Here is a 15,533-nt window from a genome sequence, read left to right on the forward strand (position 1 = left end):
CGGCTAGGCGGCCTGCCGGGGGAAAACTCCCCCGGGCGGCGGGCGCCCCGAGAACGGGAAGTGTCAGCGGGCGGCGGGCGCAGCGACAAGCGCCTGGACAGCATCAGCTACGCGGGCCCGGCCTCGTCCATCCACCATGGCCCAGGCGCGGGCGGCGAGTTCGGCCCGGTGGGCTGCGGAGGTGAGCAGCCTGCGCAGGGTCAGGACGGCGTTGGTGCGGGCGGAGGTTCCGGCCGGCCCGGTGGCGGTCAGCTCGGTCAGCTCGCCGACTCCGGCCGCGATGCCTTCCCGGATCACCCGGTGGTACGAGTCGCGTTGGTTGTCCACCACGCAGACTAGTGCCGAGGGGATGCCGAGGCAGCAGAGCTCCCAGGTGGAGGTCCCGGCGGCGGAGACCACTAGGTCCGCCGCGACGATCAGGTCTGGCAACGTGTCGGTGGGCGGTACCGTCCGCACCGTCTGCTGGGGACCGGGGCGTAGCGTCGCCAACTCCGCCCCGATCGATTCGCCGGCGACTACCACGGTCAGGTCCAATGGTTGTCCGGTGGCGAGTAGTAGCCGGGTCAGCGGCGGGGCGGCGCCGAACGCGTCGGTGCCGCCGAAGAAGGCGAGTACCCGGGGCCGAGCGGTCGGCATCGGCGGTCTAGGTGCGGCGGGCCGCCGGTCTAGTATCTCCCGGCGGAGCAGGGCGTAGTTGGTGCCCGCGAGTAGCCGGTGGGCTGCTGCGATGCGACCGGCGCCGAGGTTCTGGTCCAGGTACAGGTCGGCGTCTTGACCGCGGGTGTCTCCGTCCACCACGGCGAGGGTGCGAATGCCCGCCGCCCGTAGCGCCCCGGCGCAGGCCGGGTCCAGCTCGTAGGAGTCCAGGACCAGCACGTCCAACTCGTGTTTGCGGGCGACGGCGACCAACTCGCCCGGGGTGTCCGGTCCGGGGTAGCGCCCGATGCCCTGGTTGGCGAGTTGGCGGGCGGCCCAGCCCACGTCGGTCACGCTGCCCAGCAGCTCGACGTGGGCGTTTCGGGCTAGAAATTCCTCGCCCAGGGCGAGGCAGCGGATGAGGTGGCCGACGCCGCGACGCGGACCCGCATCGCAGCGTAACCCGACCCGGAGCGTCGTCACGCCTCCTCCAGCCGCTTCTGCCGGACCTCGGCGTTGAGGGCCCGCAGTGCTGGTTGCCCGGCCAGCCAGTCGGCGAGCGTGGCCAGCGGCACGCTGACATCACCGAAGTGGTCGGCTACCGCGCGTACCAGAGCCAGGTCCTGCTCGGTGTCGAGGGTGAGCCTCAGGTTGGAGCGGTCGGGGGTGAGGGTCACCCCAAGCACCCGGAACAGTTCCGGATGGGTGTACGCGTACGAGGTGACGTGGACCCGGTGATGGTCGGTGGCAATCCGGTGCAGGGTTCGCAGCGCGTCCGCGTGGATAATCTCGACATCCATGCCCCGGGGCAGGGTTCGGGCGATCGAGGTACTTACGTAGTCGAGGCCGGGGACTGCCTGGTAGACGTCTGCGACGAGTCGGACGATCTCCGGATCGAGGAGGGGACAGTCGGCGGTGAAGCGGGCCACCGCGTCCCCCGGGTGCGCGTCGAATGCGCCGATGAAGCGGTCGAGGACGTCGTCCACCGATCCGCGGTGGCAGGCGACGTCGAGCTTGGCGCACTCGTCCACGACCGCGTCGTCACCTGGCTCGGTACTGGTGGCCACGACCAGGTCGGACAGCCTTTCGCTTTCCCGGGCGGCCCGGACCACCCGGCCGAGGACGCTACGTCCGGCGAGCGGACGTAGCACCTTACCGGGAAGCCGGGACGAACCCATCCGAGCCTGGACAATGCCGACGATCCTAGTCACTGCTGCTCACCCCGCATCGCCCGCTGCTTCAGCGCCCTACGTAGGCGTCGCTTCAACGCCCTGGCGGCACGTCTGGCCCAGCGAGCCGGTATAATGACCAGTCGGATCACCCGGAAGCTGACCGATCCGCTCAACATTTTGATCATGCTGTCCGCTCGGCGTAACGCCCGTTCCCGGTTGGTGATCAGGTCTTCGGTCCAGCGCAGCACCGCCTGTATCCGGCCCAGTTCCTCGCGCTGGCGTAGCCACGCCTCGTGTAACTGTTGGTAGCTTCGTGGGCCGGGGGGCGGCGAGCTCGGCTCCAAGGCGTTCAACTCGTCAAGGAGCTTCTCTTCGCCTGCCGGGTCCAAACCTGTCACTGCGGCGACGAGCGCAGCCTCGGTCTCCACCGCCACGCGCACAGTGGCCCGGTCGAGGTCACGACCAGCCACCCCGCCAAGAACAACGGTGAGCCCCGCCAGGTCGAGAGTGGAAGACCAGGGGTGGGAGTAGCCGCCGGTCAGCAGGGTGGTGGCGAACCGCCAGAGGCCGCGGGCCAGCGCGACATCCACCGGAAGCGGGGCGGCCGCCTGCCAGCTCGGGTCGAGTACGGCGAACCGCTCCCCGTCCACCACCACGTTGTCGAGCCCGGCCAATGCCGGCGCGCCGGAGATCCGGCCGTCAACGGTGAACGAGTCGAGCCAGTGGGCGTATCCGGAGAGCAATGTCCGTAGCTGCTCCAGGTCCTGCCGTAGGCAGGCGTCCAACAGCAGGGTGCCCAGGAGGCGGCCAGACGGAACCGGCCCGGTCAGCGCCCCGAGGTCCCGGTACGCCGGTCCGGTATTCGGCGCGGTTCGCAGCGGCGGCTGGGTAACCTGCCAGTGCCAATCCTGCCCGGCGGTCACCACCGCGATTCCCCTCGCGTCGAGCGGACCGGTCTGGACCAGCGCCACCGGCAGGTCGGTCGGCTCCGCCGCCGGGAGCGGGCCGCGCCGGGCATGCACCACCCATGCCGGGGCGAGCCCCGAGGCTAGTCCGGCGTGCAGCGCGTCAACCGCGAGTCGGGCCGGGTCCTGCAGGACCGACTGGTCGGCGTACCCGTCCGAGCAGGAATTGTGGAGCACGGCGTCGAGCAGGCCTGCGGAGGCCCCCTGGTCGAGTGCTCCGGTCGCCACCAGGGCAGTAATCGCCTTGGGGTGCGGATATGCCGCGAAAGAAGTGTCTGGGATGAGGCCGGCATCGGCGAGGCGGCTGCGCAACTGGTCGAGGCTCGCGGGGTGGCCGGCGTCCAGGACCCCTTCCACGGTCCACCGGTTGTCGTCCCGGGCGGCGTACCAAGGGGATACGTCAACGATCCGGTGCAGACCAACGGGGTTGTCTAGGCGTAGCAGCAGGGTCCCGCCCGGACGCAACCGGTCGGCCAGCACGGCCAACACGCCATCCCAACCGAGACGGGCTCCCTCAATGGATTCCATCGAATCCAGTCCGGACGTGGCGATAACCACGTCATACGTCTCGTCGGCGGGCAACCCGGTCGGGCCGCCGACGATCACTCGTACCGGGAGCTCGGCCGCGTGTTCGGCCAGCGCCACCCCGTCCAGGTGGCTGCGGAGCAGACAGGTTACCTCGGCGTGGGCTAGCTGATCGAGGACGCCGGGCGCGTGTGGCCCGGCCAGCAGCACCCGGGCGCCGGCCGGCACGACCCGGGCACCGAGGAGGCCGAGGGGCCCGCCGTCGGTCGGCTCCTCGGTTTGTAGGTCAGACCACGCCAGCATCTCGCCGCCGGGCAGCATGATCTGCTGAGCTTGGTCAGTGTCAGTCGTCAAGGTCGTTCTCCTGAAGATGCGCCCAGCCGAGTAGCTCGCGTAGCTCGGCCGGGGCGCAGCGATGGTCGGTGCCCAATTCGGCGCGGGCGATCTCGACGGCGGTGGACAGCTCGATTGACTCGCCGTGAAGTTCCGGCCACTGTCTACGGATTCGGGCCGTGCCGCCGAAGGTTGGATCTTCGTCGGCGAGCACCATCGGATCACCGTAGACAGCCGGCTCACACCCGGCGGCGATGCCGTAGAAGATGGCGCTGGTCAGCCGATTGGAGGCGACCCGCTTGTGCCGGCGCAGCTCGGTGAGCTGCTTGTCGAGGAAGAGCGGGTCGGTATCCCGCCACCAGTGGCCGCGGTAGCCGTGACAGATGACCCGGAAGCCGGCCTTCTCGTAGCGCTGGCGCACCCGGCGCATGCCGTACTCGTGCCAGTAGAGACACACCGTCACCGGTCCGGGCTCGGTATCCCGGATCCGGGCGATCAATTCCTTGTGGTTGCCCTTGACATTCTGACCCTCCCAGCCATGGAACGGGTACCAGATGGTGCCCTCCCGTACCGTCGGCTTGGCCTTCGCCGGTGGGGGATCCGTCGGACGCAGCGCGAGTAGGTAGGTGAAGGGCGCCCCGACAACGACGACGTTTCGCCGTCCCACCGCCCAGGCCCGACGACGGGTCTGGGCGGACCAGAGGAGGCTCGGTGTTCCCTCGACATAGGGGTGCCCAGGTGCCAATCCGTCACCGATGTTCCAGCCGTGCTGGACATAGCCGTTGATCCGGGGCGGGTGCCGGTCGCCGAACCCACAGTATCGGGTCAGCACATGGGCGTGGCCGTAAAAGTGGTTGGCGTGGTGCATCGGGTCCGTCTCAAACAGTGGTCGGCGCCGGTGTCCGCAGCGCGGTGGTGAGGGCGTCAACGACCCGTTCCTGGTCGGTGTCACTGAGCCCTGGGTACAACGGAAGGGAGAGCTGCTGTTCGTAAAACGCCTCGGCGACCGGACAGGACCCGCGCCGGTAGCCGAGGTCGGCGAAGACCGGGTGGAGGTGCGCCGGAAGGTAGTTGACCTGCACCCCAATGCCGGCGGCCCGCATCCGATCGTAGACTTCGCGCCGCCGCCCGTCGAGCACCCGGATCGGGTACAGGTGCCAGGCTGGGCGAGCCCAGGAGCGGCGGGTTGGAAGCAGCACACCGGGCAGGTCGGCGAGCGCCTCATCGTACCGTCGCACGAGGCGTTCCCGGGCGGTGAGGAACTCGCCGAGCCGACGCAGCTGGCTGCGGCCAAGCGCACAGAGGACATCGGGTAGTCGGTAGTTGAGGCCGAACTCGTGCACCTCCTGGTGCCAGCCGCCCTCGTCCGGCCAGCGCTGCTCGGATCGGTCCCGGACCAGTCCGTGGTTGCGGAACCGACGGGCGCGCTCCAGCACGGCCGGGTCGGTGGCCGCGACCGCGCCGCCCTCCGCGGTGGTGAGGTTCTTCGTGGGAAAGAACGAGAATGTGGTCAGGTCAGCCAGCGAGCCGACCGGCTGGTCGCGGTAAGCGGCACCGATGGAGTGTGCGGCGTCGGCGAGTAGTAGCGCGTCGCTGCCGGACAGCGCTGGACGGAGGGCGTCGTAGTCGGCCGGGTGGCCGGCGTAGTCCACCGCCGCCACCACTCGGGTCCGGGACGTGACCGCGGCGGCGGCCGCCCGCGGGTCCAGGGTGAAGGTCTCCTCCTCGACGTCGGCGAAGACCACCTTGGCGCCGAGGGCCATGGCGGTGCTGGCGGTGGCGACGAAGGTCATCGGCGGCACGACCACCTCGTCGCCGGGGCCAACCCCGGCCGCCGCGTAGGCGGTGTGTAGCGCGGCGGTGCCGTTGGCGACCACCGCGCAGCCGACTCCGCCGGTCCAGCGTGCCAGGTCACCCTCGAACGCGGACACTTGGGGACCGGTGGTGAGCCAGTCCCCACGGAGAACGTCAACGACCGCGGTCACATCGTCTTCGACGATGGACTGGCGGCCGTACGGGAGCATTGTCGTCACGCGGTGATCCCGAGCATTTCGCGCATTTGGTCTGGGGTGAGCCACAGGTCGTTGCTGTCCGACTGGTAGGCGAACCCGTCCGGCACCCGCTCGCAGTCACTTGGCGGCTCGTAGCCCCAGGTGGCGATGGTCGGCTGCACGATGAACCGGTCGGCGGCCCGCAGCGTGCGGCGGCTGTCGTCCGGCGCGATCATCTCCTCGTGCAGCTTTTCGCCGGGACGAATGCCGATTTCGTGCGTGGTGGCCTCCGGGGCGACCGCCTCGACCAGGTCCACGATGCGCATGCTGGGGATGCGCGGCACGAACAGCTCTCCGCCCTGCATCTGCTCGAACGAGTTCAAGACGAATTGGACAGCCTGCTCCAGCGTGATCCAGAACCGGGTCATTCGCTTGTCGGTGATGGGCAGACTCCTGCCCTCGGCGGCGAGCCGCTGGAACAGCGGCACCACCGAGCCACGGCTACCCATCACGTTGCCGTAGCGGACCACGGCGAAGCGGGTCGGGTGGCCTGCGGCGTAGTGGTTGGCCGAGATGAAGAGTTTGTCGGCGACGAGCTTCGTGGCCCCATATAGGTTGATGGGGCTAGATGCCTTGTCAGTGGAGAGTGCGATGACCTTCTGCACCCCGGCTTCGATGGCGGCGTCAACGACGTGCTGGGAGCCGGTGATGTTGGTAGCGATGAATTCCGAGGGGTTGTACTCCGCGGTATCGACCTGCTTGAGGGCGGCGGCGTGCACCACGAAGTCGATGCCGTGCATCGCCCGAGTCAGCCGGTGGCGGTCCCGGATGTCGCCGATGAACCAGCGCAGGCGCGGGTCGTCGCCGAGCTCCCGACGTAGTTCGTATTGCTTGAGCTCGTCTCGGGAAAACACCACCACCCGAGCCGGTGTGCTCTCGGCTAGGACATTGCGGAGGAATGCCTTACCGAAGGAGCCGGTTCCTCCGGTGATCAGAATGGACGAACCGTCTAACACGCTCAACTTCGTGCTCCGTTCCTGGTCATGTGGCTACCGCGCTAGGGGTTCCCTGGTTGGCACTGGCATGATACGTGCGGGTGAGGGGAATCGCTACGCCCGATGTTGGGACTTCCACATGGGCGGGTGCATGCTAGCATCCGCCCGAACAGAGACGTCAGGTGAGCCTGGCGGCCATAATTGCTGCGATTTCCTCAGCTACACTCGGCCGTCGATCCGGCCGTGCGAGCCGGGTGGTGAGGGGTGCCACAGTGAAACTCGAACGGCTTAGACACGTCTTTCGGAATTCCCTGGAACTGTCAGATGACAGTCCAGTGGACGATTTGGAATATCGCGGTAACGCACAGTGGGACTCGCTTGCCCACATGTCTCTGGTCGCTGCGATCGAGGACGAGTTCGGAGTGATGCTCGACACAGACGAGGTGATCGACCTCAGCTCCTTCAACCGCGCGCAGCAGATTCTGGAGAAGCACGGTGTCGTCCTCGCCGACTGAACTGCCGGACACGCGTTACGCGTTGATTACTGGATCGACTCGGGGTATCGGTCGAGCCATCGCGACGCGGCTGGCCTCGGCGGGTTACATTGTCGCCGTTCACGGCCGGACTCTCGGAGACGCTGAGCAGGTCGCGGCGGCGTTGCCGGGCGGTCCACATCTGGCGGTGCACGGTGATGTCGCGGACCCCGAGCAGGTCCGCGCGTTGGTTCGGCTCCTCTTCCAGCGATGGCGCCGGCTGGACGCACTGGTGGTCAACGCCGGTGTGCACGCGGCCGGTCTACTTGGTTCCGTCGCCGATCCGACGATCGAACGGCTCTTCTCAGTCAATGCGGCAGGCGCCGCGCACACCCTCCAGCAGGGCGTACGGCTGCTGCGGCGGGGACAACGTCCAGCCGCGGTGCTCACCGCCTCAGTGGTTGGTACGGCCGGCGCCGCGGGCCAGGCCGTCTACGCTGCCAGCAAGGCGGCTATTGAGGGGTTGACCCGAGCCGCCGCGAAGGAGCTCGGCCCGGCGGGAATCCGCGTCAACGCGGTGGCGCCCGGCTTTATCCGTACCGACCTGCTCGCTGACCTGGACACCGAAGGTCGTGCGGCCCGGGTGGCGGCCACCCCGCTGGGCCGGCTGGGGGAGCCGGAGGATGTCGCCGAAGTGGTGGCCTTCCTGCTGGATCCGGCGGCGAGCTTCGTAACCGGCCAGGTGGTCGGAGTGGACGGCGGTCTCACCCCATGATTGGCCTGCTACACCCCGACGCTCGCCTGGTTGAGGCGGCCAACGGTGCCACGCTCGGCGGCGTCGACCTACATGACCAGGTTGCGGAGCTTAGCGCCGCGCTGGACCGGGAGCCGCCCGGAATGGTGCTGGCCGCCATGCCCACTACGGTCACCGCGGTTCTTCGGTTCCTCGCGGCGCTGCGCGTGGGTCGGCCGATCGCACTGGTCGATCCGCGAATCGATGGGGAGCGGCTGGCCGACTTGGCCGATCGTTTCTGCCCGGCGGTGCTGTTCGGCGATGCCGAGTCGCTGCCTGGGTATCGCCCCGGGCCGGACCAGCGGCTGGGCGACTACCAGCGCCGCACCGGGGATCCCGGGCCGGCCCCGCACCCCGACCTGGCGCTGTTGTTGGCCACCTCCGGCTCGACCGGCAGCCCCAAGCTGGTCCGGCTCTCCCGGGCGGCGGTGCTGGCCAACGCCGCGGCAATCGGTGCGGCGCTTGAGATCGATGGTGACGAGGTCGCGCCGACCAGCCTGCCGCTGCACTACACGTTCGGGCTGTCGGTGCTCACCAGCCACCTTCACGCTGGCGCCACCGTGGTGGTCGAGGAGAACGCCTTCACGACGCGGGACTTCTGGTCCAACGTGGACCGACATCACGTCACCTCACTGGCCGCGGTGCCATACCAGTACGAGATGCTGCGTCGGCTTCGCTTCGATCCCGCCCGCTACCCCCGGCTACGGACGCTCACCCAGGCCGGCGGACGGCTGAACCCCGACCTGGTCGAGGACTTCCATCGCCGGATGGCTGCGGTTGGTGGCAGGTTCTTCGTCATGTACGGGCAGACCGAGGCCACCGCTCGAATGGCGGTGCTGCCCGCGGATCGACTGCCCGCGAAGCTCGGCTCAGTGGGTGTTCCGGTGCGTGGTGGTGAGATCACTGTTAGCCCCGGCGACGGGCCCGAGACGACGGAGCCGGGACGCACTGGTGAGATCGTCTACCGGGGCGCCAACGTGATGATGGGGTACGCCGAGACCGCCGCGGATCTGGCCCGGGGCGATGATCTGGGTGGGGTGCTGCGTACCGGAGACCTCGGCCGACTGGACGACGAGGGATTCCTGTACATCACCGGCAGGATCAAGCGTATCGCCAAGATCTTTGGGGTACGAGTCAACCTCGACGACGTCGAGCGGTCCCTCGCGCGGCATGGCCCGGTCGCGGCGGTGGCTGGTCCAGACCGCTTGGTGCTGGTCGCTGAGGGCGCCGACGACGACCGGTTGGCCCGGATTCGAGCTGAGGCGGCCGAGGAGCTGGGCACCCACTCCTCCGGCATCTTGGTCCGCAGCGTTGACGCGCTGCCGCTGACCACCACCGGAAAGCCTGACTACCGAGCTCTGGAGGACCAGTGCTGACCGACGTGTTCACGCGGCCCCAGCCAGACAAGGAGAAGCAGCTACGTGACGAGCTGAACGCCTTGGTGTCGCACCATCGGCAGTCCTGCCCGCCGTACGCCCGGATCATGGACGCACTCGATGTCCGGGGCGAAGCGGCGACGGTGGCCGAACTGCCCTGGCTGCCGGTCCGACTATTCAAGACCAAGAAGCTGGTGAGCGTTCCCGAAGATCAGGTGATCCGGGTGCTCACCTCCAGCGGAACCACCGGTGAGGTGAGCCGGATTCACCTGGACCGCGAGGCGGCGGCCACCCAGTCCCGAATGCTCGCCCGGACCCTCGCGACCGTGCTCGGCGCGCGCCGGCTACCGATGCTGGTGGTAGATGGTCGTGGCGTGGTCGGCGACCGTCGCTCATACTCTGCTCGGGGCGCGGGTGCGCTTGGCATGGTGAACTTCGGTCGGGACCATCACTGGCTGCTTGACGCCGACGACCGACCGGACGTTGAGGCGCTGCGGGCCTTTCTGGACCGGCACGGTCATGAGCCCTTCCTGATCTTCGGGTTCACCTTCATGGTCTGGACTTACCTCTACGAGGTGGCCCGTGAGCACGGACTGGACCTTTCCCAGGGGATCCTGGTGCACTCCGGTGGCTGGAAGAAGCTTGTTGATCGAGCGGTCGACAATGCCGAGTTCCGTCGCCGCTTCGGCGCAGACACCGGTCTGACGCGGATTCATAACTTCTACGGAATGGTCGAGCAGATTGGCACGGTCTTTCTGGAGGGGCCGGAGGGCGGCTCGCTCTACTGCCCAGACTTCGCTGACGTGATCATCCGGGACCCGGTGACCTGGCAGGAGGTGCCGGTGGGCACGCCGGGCGTCATCGAGGTGCTGAGTACCTTGCCGACCTCGTACCCCGGGCATGTGCTGCTCACCGAGGACCTCGGCGTGGTGCATGGGATCGACGACGGGCACTGGCCGGGTAAGCGGTTCAGCGTGCTCGGCCGGTTGCCCCGCGCTGAGGCGCGCGGCTGCAGCGACACCTACCAGGGAGGTACGCCATGACGCTTCGGATGCGTTTCCCCGTAGGCGGGGCCGTCTCCTCCGTGGCGGACCTGCTGGCTCCGGACGAGGTCGAGCCGTTGGCCGTGGGAGATCCGCGGATGGTGGATTTCCTGGCTGCGGTCGCCAAACGGCTACTCACTCCGGCGCTGGCCCGACGGCACCCGGAATTGGGCTCACTCGGGTTCTTCCTCCGTCGCCGGGAACTACTGGGCGCAATAGAGCGGCTGCACTCAACGCTTGGGCCGGACACGCTTGTGTTCCCCCGCGGGCGGGTATTTCACGTCCCACCGGCGAACGTAGACACAATTTTCGTCTACTCGTGGGCACTGTCCGCGCTGGCCGGTAATACCAATGTGGTCCGGGTGTCGCCGCGTTCCGCGGCAGCCGCCGACGCGATACTTGAGGTGCTCAACGCCAGCCTCGCCGAGGCCGACCCGGTGGTAGCCCGTACTCAGCTCATGGTCACCTACGGGCATGATGACGCGGTGACCGCCCAGCTGAGCGCTACCAGCGACCTACGCGTCCTCTGGGGCGGGGACCAGGCGGTGGAGAACCTCCGACGGCATCCGCTCGCGCCGGCAGCCCGGGACCTCACCTTCCCTGATCGGTCGTCCTTCGCCATGTTGTCGGTGCCCGGCTGGGCAGCGGCCTCGCCGCAACGGCGGCGAGACGCGGCCAGCGCATTCGCCAACGACGCGTACTGGTTCGATCAAGCAGCCTGCGCCTCTCCACGTACCGTCTTTCTGGTTGGTGCGGCGGAGCAGGCTGAGGAGGTCCGAGCCGAGTTCGTCGCCCTGTTGGAAGACGTGGTCCAGGAACGCGGCTGGGACGTGGACGCGGCGATGGCGGTGGAGAAGCGGGTCGGCGCGTACGGGTTGGCTGCTGATGGGGGAGTGCGGCGGATGGTCTTCCACCGTAATGCCCTGGCAACACTGGAACTGGCAGAGGTTTCAGCCACCCCGCGGCACTGGCTCGGCGCCGGCACCTTCCCCTTCGTCACTGTGTCTGACCTGACGGAGCTGGTGCCGTTCGTGCGTCGCCGCGACCAGACCCTCACCCACTTCGGCTTTGATCGGGATGAGCTGACGGCCCTAGCCCGGAGCCTAGGAGGGCGGGGAGTCGACCGCATCGTGCCGTTCGGGGCGGCATTGACCTTCGCTCCAGTGTGGGACGGTCACGATTTGCTGCGGGAGTTTGTTCGGCTGGTCACGGTCAACGACTGAGGACAGCTGCGGTCGGGGCGGAGAAGGCAGCTCGCGGACCGGTAGGCGGTTCCAGCGCACCGCACCTGCGCTGACCCGGGGCCCGAGGTGATCACTACCTCGGGCCCCGTTCGTTTCCAGTTAGATCTGTTCCCAGCCCAGTGGAGTGCCGCATCGCACGTCCTGAGTGAAGGTGCGTCCGAGTACCCGGTCCAACTCGTCTGGGTGCAGGCCGCCAGCCGGCCGGATGGATCGAATGTTCGCGCGGGTCACCGGCTCCCCGGCCCGCACATCGGCGACCACATGTAGGGAACGACGGAAGCGCAGGCCTTCACGTTCGGTGGGGGTGGGGCCGACCACAGTGCTACCCATCGCCGCCCAGGCCCGCTCAGTCTCCACCCGCAGCGCGGCCAACTCGGCCGGTTCCAGAGAGAAGTCCGAGTCCACGCCCCCGTCTGCCCGGGCCATCGTGACGTGCTTCTCGACCAGACAGGCCCCCAACGCCACCGAGGCCACTGGTACGCCGATGCCCGGAGTGTGGTCGGAGAGGCCGACCGGCAAGCCGAAGGCGTCGGCCAGCACCGGTATGCGGCGCAGGTTACTGTCCTGCGGCGGCGCCGGGTAGGAGGCGGTACAGGCGAGGAGGACCACGCCGTCGGCCCCACCCTCGCGAGCCGCCCGGACCGCGGCGTCGATCTCTGCCATCGTGGCCATCCCCGTAGAGATGACCAGTGGTTTGCCGGTACTCGCGACCAGCCGGATCAACGGCAGGTCCACCAGTTCCGATGAGGCGATCTTGTACGCCGGAACGTTCAGCTCCTCCAGCAGCTCCACTGCGGTGTGATCGAACGGCGAGGAGAAGACGGTCAGTCCATGCCGGCGGGCCCGCTCGAAGATGGGTTTATGCCACTCGTATGGAGTGTGCGCCCGCTGGAAGAGCTGGTAGAGGTTCTCGCCGCCCCACAGGTCGTGCCCGTCGGAGATGCGAAAAGCCGGACTGTCGTGGTCGATGGTGATGGTGTCCGGCGTGTACGTCTGCAGCTTGAGCGCTTGTGCGCCGCTCGCCGCCACAGCGTCCACGATCTCCAGCGCCCGGTCCAGGCTGCCGTTGTGGTTACCGGAGACCTCGGCGACCACGAGTGGCGGCTCGCCCGGGCCTACCAGATGCGGCCCGATCTTTACTGTACTGCTCATGCTCTCCTGCTCAGTTCCGTCCACACTACCTGGTGTGGCTTGCCGTCAATTTCTCGTTCATAGCGCCGGACTACCTGGAACCCGAAGCGGCGGTGTAGCGCCAGTACTGGTCGGTTGTCGGCCAGTGTCTCCCCACCGAGCGTATGGGCCGCGAGAGATTCGAAGGCGTGTTCAATCGCGGCCTGCTGCAGCCCGATCCAGGCGGGTAGGAGTAGGCCTTGTTCTTCAAGCCCCTCGATGTCCAGGTAATACCCCCAGGTCAGGGCTTTCTCCGGGGATGCGATGCCGGTGAAGGTCACTACCCCGGCCGGATGCCCCCCGTGTAGGTAGATGAGCACTCGGCGGTCGGATTCCTCCCGCACCGCCGACCACCAGGCGAGGTGTTCCTCAGGACTGATCTCGTGCTGGGTCAAGCTCGTGCTGCGTACCTGGGGGTGGTTGCGCCAGCGCCGCATCCGATCGAGGTCTTCGGTATCGGCCGGACGCAGGGTCGCGGTCATCGCTGTGCCGCCATCAGGTGCGGCTGCCGCTCGGCGGACTCCGCGATCGGGCCGGTGACCGGGACTCTTTCACGCGCCGGAGGCCGCCGAGTGACGAGCCGGTGAGCATTGCGCAGCGCTTTGTACGCCAGGTAGCTATTCGAGGCGATGAGGCGATGCTTCAGACCGCCTATTCCGCCGGGACGGGGATAGCCGTCGGTCGGCCGGTAGCGTCGATAGTACGCGGATACCCGATGGAAGAAGGAGCGGCGTAGCTTCGCCGGCATCCGATGGTTGTTGCCCACGACCACAAGCAGGTGGCTAATCATCCTTTCGAACAGGTCGGCGTGCAGCCTGGTCTCCTGGGGTCGGGCGCTGAGCAGCCAGTCAAATAGCCGGTCGTACTGTTCGAACGCGTCAAAGTGCCGTTCGCTGGAGGTGGCGGTAATCGCACCGGGGCGACCCTGACGGTAGTGGTAACAGATTCGGTCGAGCACCGCGATCCGCTCCGCAGCGATCAGTAGCGGGTGGCTGAACGGGATGTCCTCGTACCAACCGGGGTAGAAGCGTATGCCTAGACCGGTTAGGAAGGTTCGACTGACCACCTTGTTCCAAGCGGTGTGTTGAACCCGGAGTAGCTCGGGGCGCTCGTCCAGCCGGACGCAGCCGTCCACCCCGCGTAGCAGATGGCTACTGGCATCCATCTCTCCTCGGCCATTGTGATGCACCCGGAGATGGTCGAACAGCAACACATCCGGCCGATCTGCGCGTAGCCGCCCCAACACTGCCGTCACTGAGCCTGTTGGCAGCCAGTCGTCGCTGTCCACGAACCAGACGTGCTGGCCTGTCACCACATCCAGCCCGGCGTTCCGGGCTAGGCCGAGCCCCACGTTGCGGGACAGCGTGAGGGTGCGTACCGCCGGCCGCTGGGCGGCGTACGCCTGTAGTAACTCGCCGCACCGGTCCGGTGAGGCATCGTTGACCGCGACCACTTCCATGTCGGCGGCATTGGCTTCGTTGAGACCATCGAAGAGTGAGTCGAGGCACTGATGCAGCTGTTCCTCTACGCCATACACAGGTACGACCACGCTCAGTAGTGGTTGCGGGTTGGTGACCACCCGGACATGATAAAGGTGCGAAAGGGGCGCTGGGGAACCAGGAGGTGAACGGCCTGGAACCATCTGCTGCGGGAAGTGTGGCCCCCGGTCCAGGTGCCTTCTACCGTAACGGTGATGACTGCGGACAGTGCTGGGATCAAACATGTACTGGGTTCGAGTGCTTTCCGGCAGGCAGTCTTCCAGGGCGTTTCGTGTCGGATAGGCGATGGTGATGGGGTCGTGTGGGCGGCGGTTGGCTTGGTAGGTGGCGCAGGCGTTGCTGGCCTCGCTGCCGTAGCCGATTGAGTCGTTGCGCAGGGGGCGGGACGCCGGGTTCGATGCCGGTGCGGGTTGGGTGGAGCCGGGGACGAAGCCCAGCCAAACCGAAGCGTCACGGAAAGTGATATCCCGGAGGTGTGCGTCGTGAGGGACGCTATTGGCTTCACATGGAGGTGAGGGACTGTCGTTGCAGGTTTCTCAATCCGGAGCCAATTCCGGGGCGCGGCTTACGTACGGCGTGGTCAGGGGATCTGTGGGTCACCGGGAGTGTTCCGGTGTGGTGTCGCACGTCGTTGCGGCGTTGCTGCGTGATCGGGCCGGCCTGACCGCGCAGCTGACGCTGTTCGAGCACTGAGCCGTGTTCATCCTGTGTAGCGGTTGGATTCGACGTGGTGCAGGACGAGGATGGCCTGCACGATCGTGGTCGCTCGCCGTGGGTAGCAGCGCAGCTTGGTCAGGATCCTCCAGGTCTTGAGTGTGGCGATCGCGCATTCGCCGCGGGCGCGGTTCACGGTCTTCTGCCGGCGTGACAGCTTCGGCCGGAAGCGGCGTCGCTTGAACGGCGTGCGCACACTGCCGTGGGCTCCTTGGTAGTCCTTGTCCGCGAAGGTCATCACGTCTGCGCTGGTCAGTGCGTCGCTGATGCTGCCCGGGCGGTTGGTGGCCGTCCCGCGTCGACATGACGCTGTTCAACCCGGCGCGGACGCGGACGACCAGTTGTCGCTGCCGGAGTGCGACAATCACGACACAGCGGGCGAGCGTGACTTGATCGGCGTACTGCGCAACGAGCGTGTGGAGAGCCTGGACGCCTGGACCGCCAGGATGGACGCGTCGCCATTGGCGACTACATCCGCTGGCGAGCCAACGAGCCGCCGAACAACCGGATTCGCGGCTACTCCAAGATCCGCCACTCAGATTACCCGTTCTAGGTTGCGGGACGAGGTGCTAGGCAGGATGCACGTGGCTGATTTTATGAGGCC

14 protein-coding genes and 1 pseudogene are annotated in these 15,533 nt (G+C 67.5%); 5 read left to right on the forward strand and 10 right to left on the reverse strand.

Annotation, left to right across the window (positions count from 1 at the left end):
- Nucleotides 1-63 precede the first annotated feature (63 nt).
- Genes B116_RS0114625 through pseB form a run of 6 tightly spaced genes read right to left on the reverse strand, consistent with a single transcriptional unit; the run spans nt 64 to nt 6,638 of the window.
- Entirely contained in the window at nt 64-1,119 is a 1,056-nt protein-coding gene (locus tag B116_RS0114625; protein ID WP_027660506.1) for a PseG/SpsG family protein, read from the reverse strand.
- Nucleotides 1,116-1,847 (reverse strand): cytidylyltransferase domain-containing protein, encoded by a 732-nt coding sequence (locus tag B116_RS0114630; RefSeq protein WP_026321948.1) that lies wholly within the window; start codon nt 1,845-1,847, stop codon nt 1,116-1,118. Before B116_RS0114630 ends, B116_RS0114625 begins: the two co-directional genes overlap by 4 nt.
- Entirely contained in the window at nt 1,844-3,619 is a 1,776-nt protein-coding gene (locus B116_RS0114635; protein ID WP_033667644.1) for a methyltransferase domain-containing protein, read from the reverse strand. Before B116_RS0114635 ends, B116_RS0114630 begins: the two co-directional genes overlap by 4 nt.
- A gap of 22 nt (nt 3,620-3,641) precedes the next feature.
- Nucleotides 3,642-4,499 carry a hypothetical protein gene (locus B116_RS0114640; RefSeq protein ID WP_027660508.1) on the reverse strand — a complete coding sequence of 286 codons (858 nt, stop codon included), beginning with the start codon at nt 4,497-4,499 and terminating at the stop codon, nt 3,642-3,644.
- 10 nt (nt 4,500-4,509) lie between these two features.
- Complete coding sequence (locus B116_RS0114645; RefSeq protein ID WP_188116031.1) at nt 4,510-5,655, reverse strand: DegT/DnrJ/EryC1/StrS family aminotransferase; 1,146 nt, start codon at nt 5,653-5,655, stop codon at nt 4,510-4,512.
- Between the two features lie 5 nt (nt 5,656-5,660).
- A complete protein-coding gene (pseB, locus tag B116_RS0114650) occupies nt 5,661-6,638 on the reverse strand; it encodes a UDP-N-acetylglucosamine 4,6-dehydratase (inverting) (protein ID WP_027660510.1) in 978 nt (325 codons plus the stop codon).
- Nucleotides 6,639-6,889: 251 nt separating this feature from the next.
- Here pseB and B116_RS0114655 point away from each other — a divergent pair, with 251 nt between their 5' ends.
- The 5 genes from B116_RS0114655 to B116_RS0114675 are packed head-to-tail and all read left to right on the forward strand — an operon-like array spanning nt 6,890 to nt 11,525.
- Nucleotides 6,890-7,132: an acyl carrier protein gene (locus tag B116_RS0114655; RefSeq protein ID WP_027660511.1), complete on the forward strand. Its 243-nt coding sequence runs from the start codon at nt 6,890-6,892 to the stop codon at nt 7,130-7,132.
- Nucleotides 7,113-7,865, forward strand: a complete 753-nt coding sequence (locus tag B116_RS0114660) for an SDR family NAD(P)-dependent oxidoreductase (protein ID WP_027660512.1) — start codon at nt 7,113-7,115, stop codon at nt 7,863-7,865. The genes B116_RS0114655 and B116_RS0114660 overlap by 20 nt, the downstream gene beginning before the upstream one ends.
- Nucleotides 7,862-9,259 carry an AMP-binding protein gene (locus B116_RS0114665; RefSeq protein ID WP_027660513.1) on the forward strand — a complete coding sequence of 466 codons (1,398 nt, stop codon included), beginning with the start codon at nt 7,862-7,864 and terminating at the stop codon, nt 9,257-9,259. Before B116_RS0114660 ends, B116_RS0114665 begins: the two co-directional genes overlap by 4 nt.
- Nucleotides 9,253-10,302 carry a LuxE/PaaK family acyltransferase gene (locus tag B116_RS0114670; protein ID WP_018723526.1) on the forward strand — a complete coding sequence of 350 codons (1,050 nt, stop codon included), beginning with the start codon at nt 9,253-9,255 and terminating at the stop codon, nt 10,300-10,302. The genes B116_RS0114665 and B116_RS0114670 overlap by 7 nt, the downstream gene beginning before the upstream one ends.
- Entirely contained in the window at nt 10,299-11,525 is a 1,227-nt protein-coding gene (locus B116_RS0114675) for an acyl-CoA reductase (RefSeq protein ID WP_018723527.1), read from the forward strand. The genes B116_RS0114670 and B116_RS0114675 overlap by 4 nt, the downstream gene beginning before the upstream one ends.
- A 120-nt stretch (nt 11,526-11,645) precedes the next feature.
- Here B116_RS0114675 and pseI read toward each other — a convergent pair whose 3' ends face one another.
- From pseI to B116_RS25160, 4 genes and pseudogenes are all read right to left on the reverse strand, one after another.
- Nucleotides 11,646-12,698, reverse strand: coding sequence for a pseudaminic acid synthase (pseI, locus tag B116_RS0114680; RefSeq protein ID WP_027660514.1), 1,053 nt, complete (start codon nt 12,696-12,698; stop codon nt 11,646-11,648).
- Nucleotides 12,695-13,198 carry a GNAT family N-acetyltransferase gene (locus tag B116_RS0114685; protein WP_018723529.1) on the reverse strand — a complete coding sequence of 168 codons (504 nt, stop codon included), beginning with the start codon at nt 13,196-13,198 and terminating at the stop codon, nt 12,695-12,697. Before B116_RS0114685 ends, pseI begins: the two co-directional genes overlap by 4 nt.
- Nucleotides 13,195-14,295 (reverse strand): glycosyltransferase family 2 protein, encoded by a 1,101-nt coding sequence (locus B116_RS0114690; protein ID WP_027660515.1) that lies wholly within the window; start codon nt 14,293-14,295, stop codon nt 13,195-13,197. Before B116_RS0114690 ends, B116_RS0114685 begins: the two co-directional genes overlap by 4 nt.
- Before the next feature lie 620 nt (nt 14,296-14,915).
- A pseudogene (locus B116_RS25160) lies at nt 14,916-15,206 on the reverse strand (transposase family protein); the annotation flags it as partial.
- Between the last annotated feature and the right edge of the window lie 327 nt (nt 15,207-15,533).

This window comes from Salinispora fenicalii (assembly GCF_000514815.1).
GTDB lineage: Bacteria > Actinomycetota > Actinomycetes > Mycobacteriales > Micromonosporaceae > Micromonospora > Micromonospora fenicalii.

Coding starts and splice junctions, on each gene's coding strand:
- B116_RS0114635 (WP_033667644.1), bottom strand. CDS start 3,619: ATGCTGCCCGGCGGCGAGATGCTGGCGTGGTCTGACCTACAAACCGAG.
- B116_RS0114640 (WP_027660508.1), bottom strand. CDS start 4,499: ATGCACCACGCCAACCACTTTTACGGCCACGCCCATGTGCTGACCCGA.
- B116_RS0114645 (WP_188116031.1), bottom strand. CDS start 5,655: ATGCTCCCGTACGGCCGCCAGTCCATCGTCGAAGACGATGTGACCGCG.
- B116_RS0114665 (WP_027660513.1), top strand. CDS start 7,862: ATGATTGGCCTGCTACACCCCGACGCTCGCCTGGTTGAGGCGGCCAAC.
- B116_RS0114675 (WP_018723527.1), top strand. CDS start 10,299: ATGACGCTTCGGATGCGTTTCCCCGTAGGCGGGGCCGTCTCCTCCGTG.
- pseI (WP_027660514.1), bottom strand. CDS start 12,698: ATGAGCAGTACAGTAAAGATCGGGCCGCATCTGGTAGGCCCGGGCGAG.
- B116_RS0114685 (WP_018723529.1), bottom strand. CDS start 13,198: ATGACCGCGACCCTGCGTCCGGCCGATACCGAAGACCTCGATCGGATG.